11 protein-coding genes and 1 pseudogene are annotated in these 15,581 nt (G+C 55.9%); 2 read left to right on the forward strand and 10 right to left on the reverse strand.

The genetic code is table 11. The annotated features are described in order from the left end of the window. Positions 1–50: 50 nt before the first annotated feature. From P9230_RS28255 to P9230_RS28285, 7 genes are all read right to left on the reverse strand, one after another. Positions 51–1,781 (reverse strand): GMC family oxidoreductase N-terminal domain-containing protein, encoded by a 1,731-nt coding sequence (locus P9230_RS28255; RefSeq protein WP_224571100.1) that lies wholly within the window; start codon positions 1,779–1,781, stop codon positions 51–53. A 282-nt stretch (positions 1,782–2,063) separates the two neighbouring features. Beyond that, a complete protein-coding gene (locus tag P9230_RS28260) occupies positions 2,064–2,630 on the reverse strand; it encodes a GNAT family N-acetyltransferase (protein ID WP_158515808.1) in 567 nt (188 codons plus the stop codon). Between the two features lie 390 nt (positions 2,631–3,020). Further along, positions 3,021–4,850, reverse strand: coding sequence for an IucA/IucC family siderophore biosynthesis protein (locus tag P9230_RS28265; RefSeq protein WP_063169359.1), 1,830 nt, complete (start codon positions 4,848–4,850; stop codon positions 3,021–3,023). A 463-nt stretch (positions 4,851–5,313) separates the two neighbouring features. After that, a complete protein-coding gene (gene ectB / locus P9230_RS28270) occupies positions 5,314–6,615 on the reverse strand; it encodes a diaminobutyrate--2-oxoglutarate transaminase (protein WP_063169360.1) in 1,302 nt (433 codons plus the stop codon). Between the two features lie 166 nt (positions 6,616–6,781). Next, positions 6,782–7,621 carry a hypothetical protein gene (locus tag P9230_RS28275; protein WP_063169361.1) on the reverse strand — a complete coding sequence of 280 codons (840 nt, stop codon included), beginning with the start codon at positions 7,619–7,621 and terminating at the stop codon, positions 6,782–6,784. Beyond that, a complete protein-coding gene (ectB, locus tag P9230_RS28280; RefSeq protein ID WP_063169362.1) occupies positions 7,614–8,870 on the reverse strand; it encodes a diaminobutyrate--2-oxoglutarate transaminase in 1,257 nt (418 codons plus the stop codon). Before ectB (P9230_RS28280) ends, P9230_RS28275 begins: the two co-directional genes overlap by 8 nt. A 1,064-nt stretch (positions 8,871–9,934) precedes the next feature. Next, a complete protein-coding gene (locus P9230_RS28285; RefSeq protein ID WP_224571099.1) occupies positions 9,935–10,651 on the reverse strand; it encodes an SPASM domain-containing protein in 717 nt (238 codons plus the stop codon). Positions 10,652–11,370: 719 nt separating this feature from the next. Here P9230_RS28285 and P9230_RS28290 point away from each other — a divergent pair. Continuing rightward, positions 11,371–11,606 (forward strand): annotated as a pseudogene (locus P9230_RS28290) (transposase); the annotation flags it as partial. Between the two features lie 16 nt (positions 11,607–11,622). Here the strand turns inward: P9230_RS28290 and P9230_RS28295 are convergent. Then, positions 11,623–12,369 (reverse strand): LuxR family transcriptional regulator, encoded by a 747-nt coding sequence (locus P9230_RS28295; protein ID WP_063169365.1) that lies wholly within the window; start codon positions 12,367–12,369, stop codon positions 11,623–11,625. Between the two features lie 354 nt (positions 12,370–12,723). Further along, a complete protein-coding gene (locus P9230_RS28300) occupies positions 12,724–13,026 on the reverse strand; it encodes a hypothetical protein (protein ID WP_127262113.1) in 303 nt (100 codons plus the stop codon). Here P9230_RS28300 and P9230_RS28305 point away from each other — a divergent pair. Then, entirely contained in the window at positions 13,006–14,808 is a 1,803-nt protein-coding gene (locus P9230_RS28305) for an ABC transporter ATP-binding protein (RefSeq protein WP_063169366.1), read from the forward strand. The two genes, P9230_RS28300 and P9230_RS28305, sit on opposite strands and share 21 nt — an antisense overlap. A 597-nt stretch (positions 14,809–15,405) precedes the next feature. Here P9230_RS28305 and P9230_RS28310 read toward each other — a convergent pair. Beyond that, positions 15,406–15,528, reverse strand: a complete 123-nt coding sequence (locus P9230_RS28310; protein WP_127248688.1) for an exopolysaccharide production repressor protein — start codon at positions 15,526–15,528, stop codon at positions 15,406–15,408. Positions 15,529–15,581: the final 53 nt, after the last annotated feature.

Genomic DNA, 15,581 nt, shown 5'->3' on the forward strand with positions numbered 1-15,581 from the left:
ATCCGCCGTCTCGACGAGACGACTAGCCGAGCAGCAAAGCAGGCAGCGATTTAGCTCCGTCTGCCGTCTCTCAAGGTTGTGTCGGCCAATTTCTCAGCCACCATAATCGTCGGAATGTTTGTGTTCGCCCGAGGGCAAAATGGCATGACGGAAGCGTCGGCGATCCTCAAACCCAAAATACCATGAACGCGTCCCGACGGATCGGTCACAGCGCCAGGATCCGCGGCTGCCCCCATCCTGCAGGTCGACGTCGGATGCCAACTTGGGATGACGTTCTGGCGAATATACCGATCCAGATGTTTCTCGTCGTTGACGAGATCGGAAATGCTATCCCCATCCGTTATGACGCGCCTAATCAGCCCACGGCGCAGCCGCGGCGACGCGTCCATGAGCAGCGCCAGAAATGACGTGAGTGCATAGTTTGTGCTTGTGACCTTGCTCACCAGCTTCGCTCGCGCATTCAACGCTGACGGAAACGGGTCCAGCGCCACAGAGGACAGCGAATCTTGCTGCAGCAGGCGGACTATGAAGCGAAAGCCCTGCTTGAGGCGCTCGGCGTCCCGCTTGTCGCTCAACCAGTTGAAATCGACCTCCGGCTCTATTTTATGCGAACTACCCTTGAGCGCCACAGTTCCCGTCGAGTAGCTGCGATTGACCCACACGGCGAGAGTGCCGAGGCGCCTCCCCAGCGGGTGCCAGGATGATTTGGCAACAGTCGATATTGCCATATCGGTCGACGGGCAGCCTTCGTAACCCGACGAGTAGCGGGCGTGCATCTGAATATATTCGCTCACGCCGGGTGACAAGCGATCGGCCGGCTTCAAATAGGCCGAAACGCAAATCGTGGGGTGTTCCTGAAGATTCTGGCCCACACCTTTCAAATCTGCAACGATAGGGATTCCGAATTGTACTAATTCCTTCGCGGGGCCGATCCCGGAGCGCATCAATATGGCGGGTGAATGGAGTGCTCCTGCGCACAGGATAACGCAAGAAGCGCTATACGATTGCACGCCCGATTTGTTCTCCGTCTCGACCCCCGTTACCGTTGTTCCCAAAAAGGTCAGCCGCGCAACTGTCGTTTCGGATAAAATCGTTAGATTGCGGCGAGAGCGGACGGTTTCGGGTAAGTACGCCATCGCGGAGGAGACCCGATGACCATTGCGGTTGGTCAATGGGACAACTGAATAGCCATCACCGAATGCACCATTGAAGTCTGGCCTGAAATGAAGCCCCAAAGCATCGTAAGCATCGGAGATTGCCCGGATGAAGCCCGACCAGTCTGATTGGCGCACACGTTTGATTGGCAAGGGGCCGTTCGTGCCATGAAATTCCCCGCCGAAATCCAAATCGCATTCTAGACGACGGAAGTAGGGCAGCACGTCTTCCCAACCCCAGCCCGTTGCACCGCTTGAGGCCCACTCATCGTAATCTCCGGGCCCGCCGCGGTTGGCGACTTGGGCATTGATGCTGGAGCCGCCACCCATGACGCGCGCCTGTTCGTAATGGACAGGCTTGCGGCCACCTCGCACCGTTGTCGCGTGGAGTGACTGCCATCGATAACCGGGATTAAGGTAAGCACGCGTTGGGTCGCCATCCTGGATGTCGTCAGGAATGGCATTCGGCGGCGTATCAGGGCCAGCTTCAATGAGCAGCACGCGAGCGCCATAGGCGGAGAGCCTGCTCGCCATCACGCATCCAGAGGAGCCACCACCCACGACGATATAATCGAAAACCACGCAACTCCCCATCAAGGTACCAAGTGTGATGGGCTTCTTCAGCAAAGCGCTCCTCCTACCGCCTGAGATATGGTCACTTACGGCGCGGCAGCTCCACATCATGCCGTCTGTAACGGAGCGATTTGATCGCCAAATCGGTCGAGGGCATGCCCGAAGCGAGACCGAGCGACCCATCTGAACTATCTCTGAACCGACAAGCTCTCAATTCCAGGGCACATGCATCTCCGGACACGCCGGTGCGTCGGTGTGAATGATTGCAAGTTCGTAGGGCGAGAGCAGCGCTCGCCTACGGTTTCTTGCATCACCGTCTTCCGAGAAACAATGATACTAACAAGAGATAACGACGACTTTTTCGATTTTTACAGCAGTCAAGACTGTCACTTCAAAATATCGCATAACTACGTTATTGTAGACCCGGTCTCTTACATAGCGAAGGCCTACTTTCGGTGCTTTCCGAAGCGAACGCGTGTTCGTTGGGCGAATGAATGAAGTGACCTTCTCGAGCGTTAGGTTCTCGAAAGCAAACTGGATCGCTGCCCTGCCGGCCTCTGCGGCGATCCCCTTACCGGAAGACGCAAGGTGGAGGCACGATACGGTTTCCACATTAGTGGGATCTTCGGGCAGATACGGGCCACTGTACATCAATCCACAGTAGCCTGCGAATTTTCCGACTTGGCCTTCGCCTTTTACGAACACCATCCATAAGCCGAAACCATTGCTCTGCCAATGATGGATGAACTGTTGTAGTTTAGCTTTCGATTGCTCTCGGGTCGGATAGACTCCATCCCACATGGCATTTACCACAAATGGATCGCTATGAAGCTCATGTAGAAGAAGCTCGTCGCTATGCGACGGTGGCCTTAGGATTAGGCGCGGCGTTTCTAGAATGTACATGAGAAGCTCCCTTCTAGCCATAAGTTAGAGCCGCACTTACCTCCAACGCGGCCATGATCTCCTAGCATGAGCGTCAAGGCCGCAGTGCTTGATTGAAGGCGTTCGACGAGGTTTATGCTTAAGGTAGCGAGGTCTACACAAATCAAGCTTTGGGCGCCTAACCGTGTCAGTGTTGACGGCACCTGGAAAGCCGGCCCGAAGGCGATAAAAAAATTAGGCGCCTCCTTTCAGAATGGAAGCAGGCGACGCGCTGGTGAGCGGGCGCCTGATACGCGCAACATGCTGCGGCGGCGTTTACGCAAGGGGTTGCTTACCCCAAGGGGGGGGTATGGTATTGGCCCAAAACCGGCTAACTACATTGTTCATTTAAAATACGCGCCTCCTTCAAGCTTAACCTGCACTGGTCACTTTGCGAATGCCCGCCAGTGGGTTCTTCAGCGTGCCGACGGTGTGCAGGTATTCTCCCGGATCACCGAAGTCCACCATTTGCTGGTTTTTTTGTATCTGCAGTCGATTCATACATCGTCGCAGAAATTCTGGAGCGAATAGGTCATGCTGCCTGTATTTTTCGTCATATTCCGGATGTTTCGTCTGGTAGCCAAGGATGGACTCGCTTACGAGCTGCCAGAAGTGTGTCGACGGAAAATCAAGATGTTCTTCGAGTGTTACAGCCAAGTAACGAAAGAAGCAGTCGAAAACGTCGGTGAAAATGAAGTCGTGCTTCATGTCGCGATTTACTTGAATGCAGATCCTCTTAATCTCCTCCGGCACGTTGAGATCTCCGCCTAGAATACGAAGCTCCTCGCCAATGTCTTTCATGATAACTCGCGTCGGAGCGTGATCTTTCATAACTAGAATTATATTTTCTCCATGTGCCATAAACGCTAGATCGTAAGCATAAAAGCAGTGGAGAAGCGGCGCCAGATAAGATTCAAAATAGCGGCGTAGCCAAGCGGCGGCGTCTAACCCCGAGGCATTGATGAGGGCTGTCACGAGTGCTTCACCATTGTAATCGACATGAAGCAGCGACGCCATTGTCATCAGACGTTCCCCTTCTTTCAACTGCCGAAGGGGGCTTTCCCTCCACAGCGCAGAAAGCATCTGCTTGTAAGGGGAGTCCTTCTTGAGGGCGGTGTTGAAACAACGATTGCGATAGCCAATCGTCGCGACCTCGCGAAGGATGCTGAAGCCGTTGGCGGCTAAATAGGAGTCACTGTCGAGCAAATTCTTCAACCATTCGTTGATGGCGGGCGTCGCCAGCATGTGTGTCGGTGACAAGCCGCGCATAAACCCCATGTTAAGTATCGACAGCGCCGTTTTCACGTACCGTTTATGCGGATCGCTTATATTGAAAAGTGTGCGGATCGATTGCTGGGCATGATATATGTCCTTCCCCTGGCCTAGGCAGACAATGTGCCGGTTGGCGATATCCGCCGCGAAGATAGTTGAGAGCCGATTGAACCATTGCCAAGGATGCGCTGGCATATAGATGTAATCGGTCGAGTTTAGTCCCTTTTGACGCAACGCTGCGTCGAACTGTTCCAGCGCCTGTCGACCGAGTTCCTCGTGCATGAGAAGGTCGTAGTCGAGCGTTGAAATGGACTTAAACGTTGCCATTTCTTTATGGACGGCCAGCCATATGAGTCTTATCGAACTGCCCACCTCCGGCGCATAGCGACTATAGTCGAGCGCGTCAAAGCCAATGCGACCGTTATTCGCGATAAAGGTCGGGTGGCCCTCCGTCATGCCAGCCTCAACGATCTGGTAATCGGCAAAAGCCAGTTCTGCGGCGGATATCTCTGTTTTGGCCTGCTTGTACGCGCTGCCATACAGCGTGCTGCTGATCTCCTGCAGGTAAACCGGCATCATCTCTTCCTTTATGCCAAGATGGCGGCTGAACTCAATAACAAAATCAAGCGCATCCAGGGGGGCCGGCCTGCCCTCAATCCTTTTCTCCAGAGAGCCGGCGTCCACTTGCCAGTGATCTAGCAGGAGGCGCCGAGCCTGGAACCAATACTCCAACCCAGGGGTCTCGCTTTCCAGCACATACTTCCCCCAGTCGCCTTCCATTCGCTGGAGTCGAGGAGCAATTAGCAACTCGTGTGCAAATTCGCTGATTGCTTTACGGATAAGGAGCCGGTTGGCCTTTGCCCATAAATGCGGTTTCAAATGCTGCGTTACGCGTTCGGCTAGGCTTATCTCATCGTCTCGGGCTGTCATATCACTCACGATCTCAACTCCTTCAGAACGTAACGGTGTAAGGTTCGCGAACGCGCCTTACACTCGTCTCGCCAAACTTCGACGTCGCACAAAATCCGTTCTATTTTTCATCAGAAAGGATAAGAAATACCGGACCTCTTATACAAGTTAATTTCTAATGTGTTGTGTACCGTTCGTCTTCGCTCGTGATAAACCAGCAATATTACCATCTTACTTATATAATATATTAGAATACCGGTTTCACCGGCCCTGGACGTCGTCCTTCATCTTGCAACGAGCAAGAAGTGTGTATTGATTTGCACATGCCGTACTGTCGTTCGATCACGTCAAGCGGTCGGTGTCCATTGTTTGAGCTCTCCGAGTGTCCATTTTTGCTGTCCGTCTCCATACAATCGCATACGTCTAAAGCGGAATTTCCTTTGCTTGATAAGCCCAGACTGGGTAGGGGGGACTGAGTGAATGCCTACTCCGCTGAAATGCTGTCCTGCACCGCGCCAATGCTGTCGCGTACGATCGACAGACCACGGCGCAGTTCAGCCTCGGTTATGGTAAGGGCTGTCATGAACTTGAGCACCTCACCATACGAGCCAGCGATCTCGATCACCAAGCCGCGACGAAAAGCTTCCCGGGAAATGAGCCCCGGCAATGAGTGGTGCTTTGGTGATACGAGTCCATACATCAAGCCGCGGCCTCGGACATTCAGAGCAAGGCTGGGGAAGTCGTCTGCGATCGACTTGAGTTCTTGAGCCAAGATGGCTGATTTGCGAGCAATCTCATCTTCAAACTTGGAGTCGGACCAGTAAGTCTCAAGGGCCGCACGAGCAGTGACGAAAGCATAGTTGTTGCCCCTGAACGTGCCGGTGTGCGCACCCGGCGTCCAGACATCAAGTTCAGGCTTCATGAGGACAAGGGCCATAGGCGTTCCAATTGCAGACAACGACTTTGACAGGGTAACGATGTCCGGCACGATCTCAGCCGCCTCGAAACTGAAGAATTTCCCTGTGCGACCGACACCAGCCTGAATATCATCGAGGATCATCAGGATCTCGTGCCGAGAGGTCAGATCACGCAGCCGTTGCAGCCATTCAACGGTAGCAGCATTGACACCGCCTTCGCCCTGCACTGCTTCTAGGATCACCGCAGCGGGTTTGCCGAGACCACTGCTAGGATCATCGAGAAGCTTCTCGAAATACTCGATCGTGTCTGAAGCGCCGAGATAGCCCTCGTACGGCAACGATGTCACGTGCGCGAGGGGAAAGCCGACAGCATCTCGGAACTTCGTGTTTCCGGTTGCCGCCAACGCCCCAGCGCTGACTCCGTGAAACGAGTTCGTAAACGAAACGATGTTTGACCTGCCGGTCACTTGGCGAGCTAGCTTCAGAGCCGCCTCGACCGCGTTCGTACCTGTGGGGCCAGTAAATTGCAATTTATAAGACAGACCGCGGGGCTTCAAAATAAACTGCTCAAAAGCTTCGATGAAGGCCTTCTTGGCGGTCGTAGCAAGGTCGAGCCCGTGCACAATTCCGTCGCGCGCAATGTAGTCCAACAACGCCCGCGTGAAGGCTGGGTTGTTGTGCCCGTAATTCAAGGCTCCCGCGCCTCCCAAGAAGTCGATGTATTCCCGACCGTCTGTAGCTATGAGGGCAGTGCCGACGCCTCGATCGAACAGAACTGGGAACGCACGGACGTAGCTCCGCACCTCAGACTCAAGACGATCAAAGATCGCGAGGCTTACATCGTTTGTAGGAGTAAACTGCTTCTTCATAGGGCGAGTCCTGAATTGTAGCCTGCAAAGGCATCAGCCCAAACTGTCTGGCGAAGGCCATTTCAATCGGTTCGAGGTTCGGCTTGTATGACGGCAGCATGAGCAGTCACACGCCTGGCCACGCCAACTCACGGCCCAAGCCAGTCGATCGCTGCGAGGTCCAACGTCACGTCCACCAGAGAACAAGATCAGGCCGCGCAAATCCGAAAAAGCAATTCAGCACTAGGCGACGCTTTCCGTCGCCTAATTGACCGGTAACCCCGTGAACGAAGCCGCCATCGATTAGGGCGATATCCCCGGTTTTGAGCTCGAACTCGCGGCAAGGGACGGCTTCCAGATAGGCTGCCGAATAGGGATATCCAGTGGTCTCCACACCTTGCGATATCCGGTCCGCAACCGTCGGCTTGTGGCTCCAGAGCTTCAGATTGCCGCCTTCCTCAGGCATGCTGGGATAGAGGTTGAGCGCTGCGACCGTATTGTGCGCCACCGCAGAAAGCTCGTAATCATCGCCAGCACGTAAGACTTGAGCGACGTCGTCGTGGGGATCCAAGGAAAATGTGCCTGTGCCCGACCAACTGAGGCCGCGACAAACATTGGCCTGGCCGTGTTCGGAACGGGCTAGCCGCAATTCGATTCCCTGGTTGTGAAGCTCTCGCTTCAACGCCCTGAATACTGCTCGAACCGGGTCAACCAAATTCTTAAAAAGGGCATCGACGTACGGCCGCGCGTTTTCGGCGTCTGCGAAATAGGTGGCTGCATCCTTCCTGTAGTGAGATGCGCCGACATATTGTCCGGGCACACCATCTTTACGCTCTCTGAGACCAGAGCTTCCAATAAAGTTCGTAGTGATCTCCTCGGCTACTTCGGTGCTGAAAGCTTGCTTGATGTGCAGAGCGGTGAGCTCACCTTTCAGGACCGAGATGATCTCCGCCGTGTTGATCGACCCGGTCCGTTCTTTGATCGAAACCGGCGAGATGGCTGGCACTTGAGATATCTGACTAGGCATTGTCTTGCTCCTGTAGTGCGTGTTCAAGGATGGTGATGCCACGATCGAGTTCGGCATCGGTGATGGTTATCGGTGGGAGGACTTTGATAACGTCGCGATTTGGCCCCGAGGATTCGATAAGAAGGCCATTTTCGAATGCGACATCGTGCACGCGGCCGACAACTGCCGGTGAACGGCATTTCAGGCCGGCCATCAGACCGCGGCCGCGCTTCTGTTCGATGTATCTTGGAAATTTCGCAACCAGGCGATCGAGGTGCGTTTGCAGCCTGACGGCTGTCCGCTCGACACCTGCAGTAAATTTCCTATCCGACCACATCTTGCACATGGCTCCTGCCGTCACGAAGGCGAAATTGTTGCCTCTGAAGGTCCCGCTATGTTCTCCGGGCTTCCATATGTCCAAGTCGGGTCGAATCAGAACGATGGACAACGGACTACCTGAACCGCTTAGGGACTTGGAAAGACACACAATATCCGGTTCGATTTTCGCGGACTCGAATGAGAAGAAATCGCCAGTTCGGCCCGCACCCGCCTGAATATCGTCGACGATAAAAACAATGCCGTGCGTACGGCAAATGCGCTGAATTTCCGTGAGCCAAGCTGCGGATGCGGCGTTCATGCCGCCTTCGGCCTGGATGGTCTCCAGAATGATTGCGGCAGGCTTTTCTATGCCGCTCCCCGGGTCGCTCAAAACGCTGTCGATGTAACTGGCGGAATCGAAAGCTTGGCTCGGATAGCCGTCATAGGGAACACGGATCACATCGTGGCGAGCGACGCCTCCCAGTTCCCTGGTTGAGGCCGAGCCCGACACCGCTAGAGAGCCGAGCGACATGCCGTGGAACGCATTCGTAAAGGCCATGACGCTCGAGCGGCCGGTGTATTTTCGCGCCAGCGCCAGCGCCGCTTCGTTGGCGTTCGTGCCGGTCGGCCCGGGAAACTGAATCTTGTACGAAAGGCCTCTGGGTTTCAGGATCCAATCGACGAACCCTTCAATGAAGTCACGCTTTGCCGCCGTATGCATATCAAGCGACAGAAGAATGTTCTCACCGACGAGATATTCAATCGCTGGCGCCATAATATCCGGATTGTTGTGCCCGTAGTTGAGTGCGCCGGAACCCACCAGGAAATCGATAAAGGGCTTACCCGTCTCGTCCCAGATCGTCGCCCCAAGGGCCTTCGTAAAGACGGTGGGGAACGCCCGGCAATAACGACGAACGTTAGATTCATGAGCCGTGAAAGCGTCGGTGTCCATATCAAGTCCTCTGCACATAGTCTTTCAAAGAAGAGAGCTGTTTAATGGCTAGTGGTTTGCGGCAGATGTTCGTCGCTTAACGTTGAAGCAGAATGCCGGAGGCAGCTTTGTTTGGTCTGGGTTTGGTCTGGTGATGCCGGCATCCTCATCAAATATTGTTGGGTTGCGTTGCCCTCCATTCGGATGCTTTCGAATGTGCTGCAACAGGATGGCTTCTAAAGCTTCCGCGAAAGCATCGCTACTATGGCATCAGGTAGTTGACGTACCCACCCTTCGCTGCCCATAGCGCTCCGGACAAATGAATGAGTCCAAGGAGATCAGCAGGGTCGCGTCGCCAGAGGTTGTGTCGCTCGGCGGTAGCGAAGCCGCTCGCGAGCGCGCTCCTCAATAGCGCCGTAGCGAGCGAGCGGCTTCGCGGCGGTCATCAATATTCGCCGTTCAACCTCGGGCTGCGGACACCAACCTGATTCAAGAAACTATTTGATGACCGATGACACAGCGAAAGCCACGCTCTCTTTGAGAAGAATGCGGATTCCGATCTCTTGCGCGATGACTGGCCCGAGCCGCCGGATCAAGAGGGCGGGGCCGCCGTGGACCCCCTTGACGGAAAGCCCGTTCGTAGGCCAGGCGGAAGCAACCGGGAGACGCGCTGGCGAAGGGCCGCATCGGTTTCGAGAACGTCCACTACCGCGACGGCAACCATCCCCGGCCGCAGCTGGGCTGCTGCCTTCAGGCGAGTCGAAAAGGAGATCGTCCGGGAGGGTGAAGGCGTTGACGAGGTGAGCCGTGAGTAAGCAATCAAGCTCTGATCGGGATCGACTAACACTGTTTCCATCCGACCGATGGTTGACCTGTGATCGGCGTTACCTCAAGCTAGGCAGGCCGACAAGCTCGGTTGGAAGGCGAAGACCTTTCGATGAGCTCGTCTCCGAAATGCTCGAGGCCCACTGCCGCGCCTACAGGAACATACTGGCGTAACGTGAAAACACGATGGCGTCGCGGGCAGGTGCATCTGTCGTGGGGCCATCCGCACTGCCAGGCACGCCCTCTCGGCCGGCATGCACTCAGGTCCGGTCGTTTGGGTCGGCGAATTCACACATCCTGCAAAGCAGAAAACCATCTGCTCCATTCATGCGGTCGACGATTTCGCGAAAAACTGGCTTTTCAAACAGAGCGGAGTAACCCTCATATAGAAGGTTGCCCAATACGTGACGCCGTTCAAAATCCATAGAGCACAGGGTAACGTCGCCGTTTGGAAGAAGAACATTCCGATACTGTCGTGCGTCCACGCAGGTTAGGGCTCCGACCACTGGCTGACGTGGTGCAACGATCTTAGGGTCGACGCTTCCACCCCTACTGCTCACCGGCCGCGCTTTTATCAGGGCTTCGGTAGGAATAATGTCGGCTATATCTGGGTGGGGCTCGCCCAAGGCCACGAATCGGATCAAGGGGATGTCCGCGTCGACGAGTTGACGAACCAGATCGCGATACTTGTCTCCGACCAGGCGGCTGTTCATGTAGGTGCCGTCATCGAAAACATGGACCACGAATACGCCCAAGCGCAAGGCTTGCAATCGCTGCAGGTCCTGCCCGTTCATTCCCACCAGCGTCGTAAAAATCCTGATGCCATGGCCTTTGGCGAAGGCGTGCTCCACCATTTCGGTACAGTCCGGATTGAGCCAAGGTTCGGAGTATCCCGCAAAACCAATGTCGACGGAAGTCGGTACGCGGGCCAGACACCGCTTGAAATCTTCAAGATCCAGATGACTCGCATGAGACACTTTTCTTTGCCGGACCGCGAACTTGTCCTGGGGACAATATGAACATCCTACGACGCATCCCGTGGTCGTCGTTATCTCCAAAACCCTGCCGGCTGTGTTTGCTGAGCGAAGTTCCGGTAAAATCACTGGTGATTACTCCCATCTACTTCCTGCGAAGCGCCACGATGGTGTGCGTGTGCCTTTGGCTTTCTGATACCGCCTGCTGATCTACCGAGGCAACGCAGACATCTACCCTTTTTGGCAGCCTAAGCCGCCCGGTTCACCGATTTGCCGGGCCGACCCTTCACAAACTTCCAGCGCGTCGGACCAGAGACAGCATTGCATCTTTCGAGGCATCACTCGCTCCGGAGATGTAGCCTCAACCGTTGGTCGCTGGCCCGTCGCCGAGATGCGCGCGCAGCACCCTCGAACCCGCCGGAGAGAAGCTTTCTGGATGCCGTCGATCATCCTTCATCGAGCGAGTTCCGTGTTCTCATGCGGGTCAGCCCTCACACTATATTGCCGCACATCGACCAGCAAAGGCCGAGCTAGTGCGCCTGGCGCGCAGTTACTGCGAGATAGGCTTCGAAAAGCCCGACAGGGCTAAGACGCTCCGCTGTATTGAACCCGAAATGTTTTCTGACAGCTGTCAGATTTTGGACACACATCACTCATCGTCAGTCGCTTAATACGGATGGTAATTTCTTCCAGGAATCGGTGACATTGAACACCACCCTGTCATGACCGCCCAATCTCAGCGAAGCGAACTCAGCATCGCCACCAGGACCAAGCCTGAAGATAAATCCGCCGTAGCAGCGTCAACGACATTTTGCTTTCGAAGCCGGATGGATTGCACGAGGTGATTCGCGCCGTGATGCAGGAGGTGCTCGAGGCCGAGATGGACGAGGCGCTGGGTGCTTCGAAGAGCGAGCGCACGCCGGAGCGTCTCGGCTATCACGCGCGCTACTACGGGCGGAGAACTAGCTGCGCACCTACGGCGGTTGGATAATCCCAAGGTTCAAAGCTTTTACAACAGCTACCGTTCTGCTGGTCGCATCCAACTTCCGCATTACATTTTTTAAATGGAAATCTATCGTATTTCGTGATCTGCCTAAAATAGTTCCTATTTCCCAAGATGATTTTCCTTGTGACACCAAATCAATGCACTCTATTTCTCTCGGAGACAGGTTATGAGCTCGTTCCGACGCAGTCGTAGTGTCGAACTTCGTAACCATCCGATGAAACCGCAGCGCGGCCATTTGCAGGTAGGTGATCGCTCTATTCTGCAATTCGCAGTCCGAGGATTGAGCAAAACTCACAAACCTAAAGCTGCCACCAGGGCCATGTAATGGGACGGTAACGCCTGACCTCAAGCCGAATGTTGCTGCTTCGTCCAAGACGCGGCGTCCATCTTCAGTTATGTTTTCATCAGTATACACCTCGCTCCATCGAAAGGGTCCCGCCTCCTTTCGACCTTTCTTGATGAGGGGGTCTATTTTGGCATAGCCCATTCTCGAGTAGCGCTCCTGCCATTCAGCAGGATAATTCCACATCACCACAGAACCCTCCCGGTTCGGCTTGAAAGCCCTCTCTGATGCGAGCGGCCCATAGGCAATCCACGGGCAATCGAAATTCAGCGCAAACGCAGACAACAGTTCGAACAACTGTTCGGATTGAGCGACATCATCAGTCATCTTGAGGAATAGGTCTAACTCCACCGCAATCCGCCGGAGTTCCATGATGTCTCCTTCATTGCGTTCTCATTGGTGCACAGTTTGCTCCAACCCAGCCTCGCAACATCCGAAGTCAACGGGACTCGAGCCGGAGTTCCTTCCGCCACCTGGAGTACCCTCAAGAGTCGTGCCAGCTTGCGAGCGAAGCTTCTCCTTCAGGTCGTCAATCGACGGGGGAGGTACCCAGGAGGCGAACCGACAGCACTGTGTCGGGGAGCGCACAATCCGACAGTCGAGCATTCGATTGACGGAATATGGGCAGGAAAGTATTCGCGGCGCGCTTTTGAAATCAGCACCTAAGTGCCGGGCCTGAGAAAGCTGCATTGCAACTGTACTTATTTGATCGAGGCAAGAACAAGCTCAAAATTCAATCGATACATCGACCTTCTTTTCCAATCTCCCGAGTTGAGCAGCCGTAGCAATCGTATCGACTGGATGGCGGCTGACTTTCTCCAGGCTCGGTAACCTGCTGAATTTGTCCTTCGGATGTTCCCGCTCAGTTGGCACGACTTTTGAACTCACCGTCGTGAGGCGGCAAGAGCTGCCCGCCAAAATTGATGCTGTTATGGGGGAGGTCGAAATTCCAGTTTTGTCTTTTATCGTCTTTGGGACCGAGCGTGTTGATGCGCCCGCTTGGAAACTATGAGACGTTTCCCCGTCCATGGGCGCGGCGCCACTTGTCGCGACGTTTTCGCCTTCACTGTTCGCCTCTGGAACAGGCAGCCGGCCCGGCTCGCGATCATCATGACCGCGATGCTCGCCTCCACGCTGGCTGACGTGTTGATGCCGCTCTATTCTGGCCGACTCATCGACGCTGTTTCTCGTGCTGCTAATGCGGCAGCACCAGCTTCGGATTCAGCTGTTGCAGCATTCTCTGTACCGATTGCATTGGCACTCGGTGGCATTGCCATGCGCCACGTCGCCTTCATTGGCCTGAGCGACCTGGTGTTGAAAATGATTTCCGACGTCGCGACCGAAGCGTTCCATCATGTGCAGCGCTTTTCGACAGACTGGCATGCAAACAGCTTCGCCGGCTCGACAGTGCGCAAGATAACGCGCGGCATGTGGGCGCTCGACCTCCTCAACAGCACGATACTCGTCACGCTGCTCCCGTCGTTTGTCATCTTGATCGGCTCGACGGTGCTGCTCGGCTGGCACTGGCCGGTCATGGGCGTGATCTTTGCTTGCGGCTCTCTCGTCTACCTTGCGTTTTCGATTTCGCTGTCGCTCGGCTATGTCGCGCCAGCGGCGAGCCTTGCCAACCGATGGGACACAAGGCTCAGCGGCGCGCTTGCGGACGCGGTCAGTTGCAACGCTGTGGTCAAGGGCTTCGGCGCAGAGGTTCGCGAAGACGAGCGGCTTGCAAATATCATGACGAAATGGCGGCACCGCGCGCGCCGGAGCTGGGTGCGCGGAACGATCATCGGCTCAACCCAAGGCGTAACTTTGGTTGCGCTCAGGGTGGCGGTGGTCGGATATGCCCTGCTTCTGTGGTCGCATGGACAGGCAACGCCGGGCGAGATAGCATATGTTCTCACGTCCTTCATCGTCCTGCAGGGCTATCTGCGTGATGCCGGCATGCATGTCCGCAACGTGCAGCACTCGGTTAATGATATGGAAGAACTGGTGGCCATCCACAATCAGCAGGTGGATGTTGCCGATCGTCCAGAGGCCAAGCCGATCCGGATCACGAACGGCCGTATCGATTTCGAGAACGTCCACTTCCGCTACGCCAACCATCCCCTGCCGCTCTATAGCGAATGTTCGCTGTCGATTGAAGCTGGCGAAAGGGTTGGGTTGGTTGGACCCTCCGGTTCCGGCAAGACAACATTCGTGAAGCTGATCCAGAGACTCTACGACCTGAGCGGCGGCCGGATCCTGATAGACGGTCAGGACGTCTCGGAGGTGACCCAAGAGTCCCTTCGTTCGCAGATCGCGATCGTGCAGCAGGAGCCGATCCTGTTTCACAGGTCGCTTGCCGAGAACATCGCCTATGGCCGGCCTGGCGCGAGCCAGGCCGAGATCGAGCAAGCGGCACGACTGGCAAGTGCCCACGAATTCATCGCGCCCCTGCCGAAGGGCTATGGGACATTGGTCGGCGAAAGGGGTTTGAAGCTCTCCGGCGGCGAGCGCCAGCGCGTGGCGATCGCGCGCGCCTTCCTCGCGAACGCGCCGATCCTTATTCTGGACGAGGCCACATCGAGCCTCGATTCGGAATCCGAGGTGCTCATTCAACAAGCGGTGGATCGGTTGATGGTGGGCCGAACCACACTCGTCATCGCACACCGGCTGTCGACGGTCCGCTCGCTCGATCGGCTGCTCGTCTTCGACCGTGGCCGCATCATGGAGGACGGCGATCATGCCGCCCTGATCAATCTCGATGGTGGCATTTACCGCCGCCTCTTCGAACGGCAGGCGTTGGAACTCGCGAAGGGCCTGGCCTGATCGCTAAACCGGCTTGCGCGATGCGCCGAGCCGTTGCCGGAGAGGGGTGTGGCAGTGACGAGCGGCGGGCGTTAGGCGGCAAAACCAGCACGGCCGGAACTGTCCGCCAAACGGGCGAGCGGGAATGCACCACGTCTAAGCTTCGGCGAATGCGCGCAGTTACACGCGGGCACCGAATTGTCGCGCCTAACGGCGCACGCACCAAAAGGGCGGGAATGTCGACGGCCCGGGAAGAGTGCGGCCCTCGCCGTTACCCACATTTCGCCAAAGGAAGCGAAGTCAACGCACATTGAGAGGGCGGTGCTTCCCGGCCGGCCGGGATCCCTGTCGCTGGCCCAACCTACCGCACGCTGGCCACGTCAACGGTTCAAAGTCCCTTCGGTTCGCAAAGTCGTCCCCTTGGAGACCCGGAAGCGCAGGAGCTCCGACCGCAGTCTTCGCTCAACTCTGGCCATCTGCTCCGGGATTGGATTCCGTTCCCTTGCTAGCACAGTGGCAGCTGAGCACGAACTCGCCGGCCCCGTGTCTTTCGATTACGGCCAACGGGCTTAGGAAGAGATTGGATTCGCCGGCCCTCTGCGGAGCGAATGAACAGTTCTACAGATCATCGACGTCCGCGAAAAAGAGCACGCAGCCGAAATAGCAGGCCTGAAGCAGCAGCGAACAGGCCAGCGTCGTGACGACTGCCACACGGATCGAATCCAAAGCGAAGTAAACCATCGACGCATTGCTGCACAGGACCAGCCCCACGAGCCGACAAAAAGATGAAGTGC

This window comes from Mesorhizobium sp. WSM4887 (genome assembly GCF_029625865.1).
In the GTDB taxonomy this organism is placed as follows: Bacteria; Pseudomonadota; Alphaproteobacteria; order Rhizobiales; family Rhizobiaceae; genus Mesorhizobium.

Coding starts and splice junctions, on each gene's coding strand:
- P9230_RS28260 (WP_158515808.1), bottom strand. CDS start 2,630: ATGTACATTCTAGAAACGCCGCGCCTAATCCTAAGGCCACCGTCGCAT.
- P9230_RS28265 (WP_063169359.1), bottom strand. CDS start 4,850: ATGACAGCCCGAGACGATGAGATAAGCCTAGCCGAACGCGTAACGCAG.
- ectB (WP_063169360.1), bottom strand. CDS start 6,615: ATGAAGAAGCAGTTTACTCCTACAAACGATGTAAGCCTCGCGATCTTT.
- P9230_RS28275 (WP_063169361.1), bottom strand. CDS start 7,621: ATGCCTAGTCAGATATCTCAAGTGCCAGCCATCTCGCCGGTTTCGATC.
- ectB (WP_063169362.1), bottom strand. CDS start 8,870: ATGGACACCGACGCTTTCACGGCTCATGAATCTAACGTTCGTCGTTAT.
- P9230_RS28295 (WP_063169365.1), bottom strand. CDS start 12,369: ATGGAACTCCGGCGGATTGCGGTGGAGTTAGACCTATTCCTCAAGATG.
- P9230_RS28305 (WP_063169366.1), top strand. CDS start 13,006: ATGAGACGTTTCCCCGTCCATGGGCGCGGCGCCACTTGTCGCGACGTT.
- P9230_RS28300 (WP_127262113.1), bottom strand. CDS start 13,026: ATGGACGGGGAAACGTCTCATAGTTTCCAAGCGGGCGCATCAACACGC.
- P9230_RS28310 (WP_127248688.1), bottom strand. CDS start 15,528: ATGGTTTACTTCGCTTTGGATTCGATCCGTGTGGCAGTCGTCACGACG.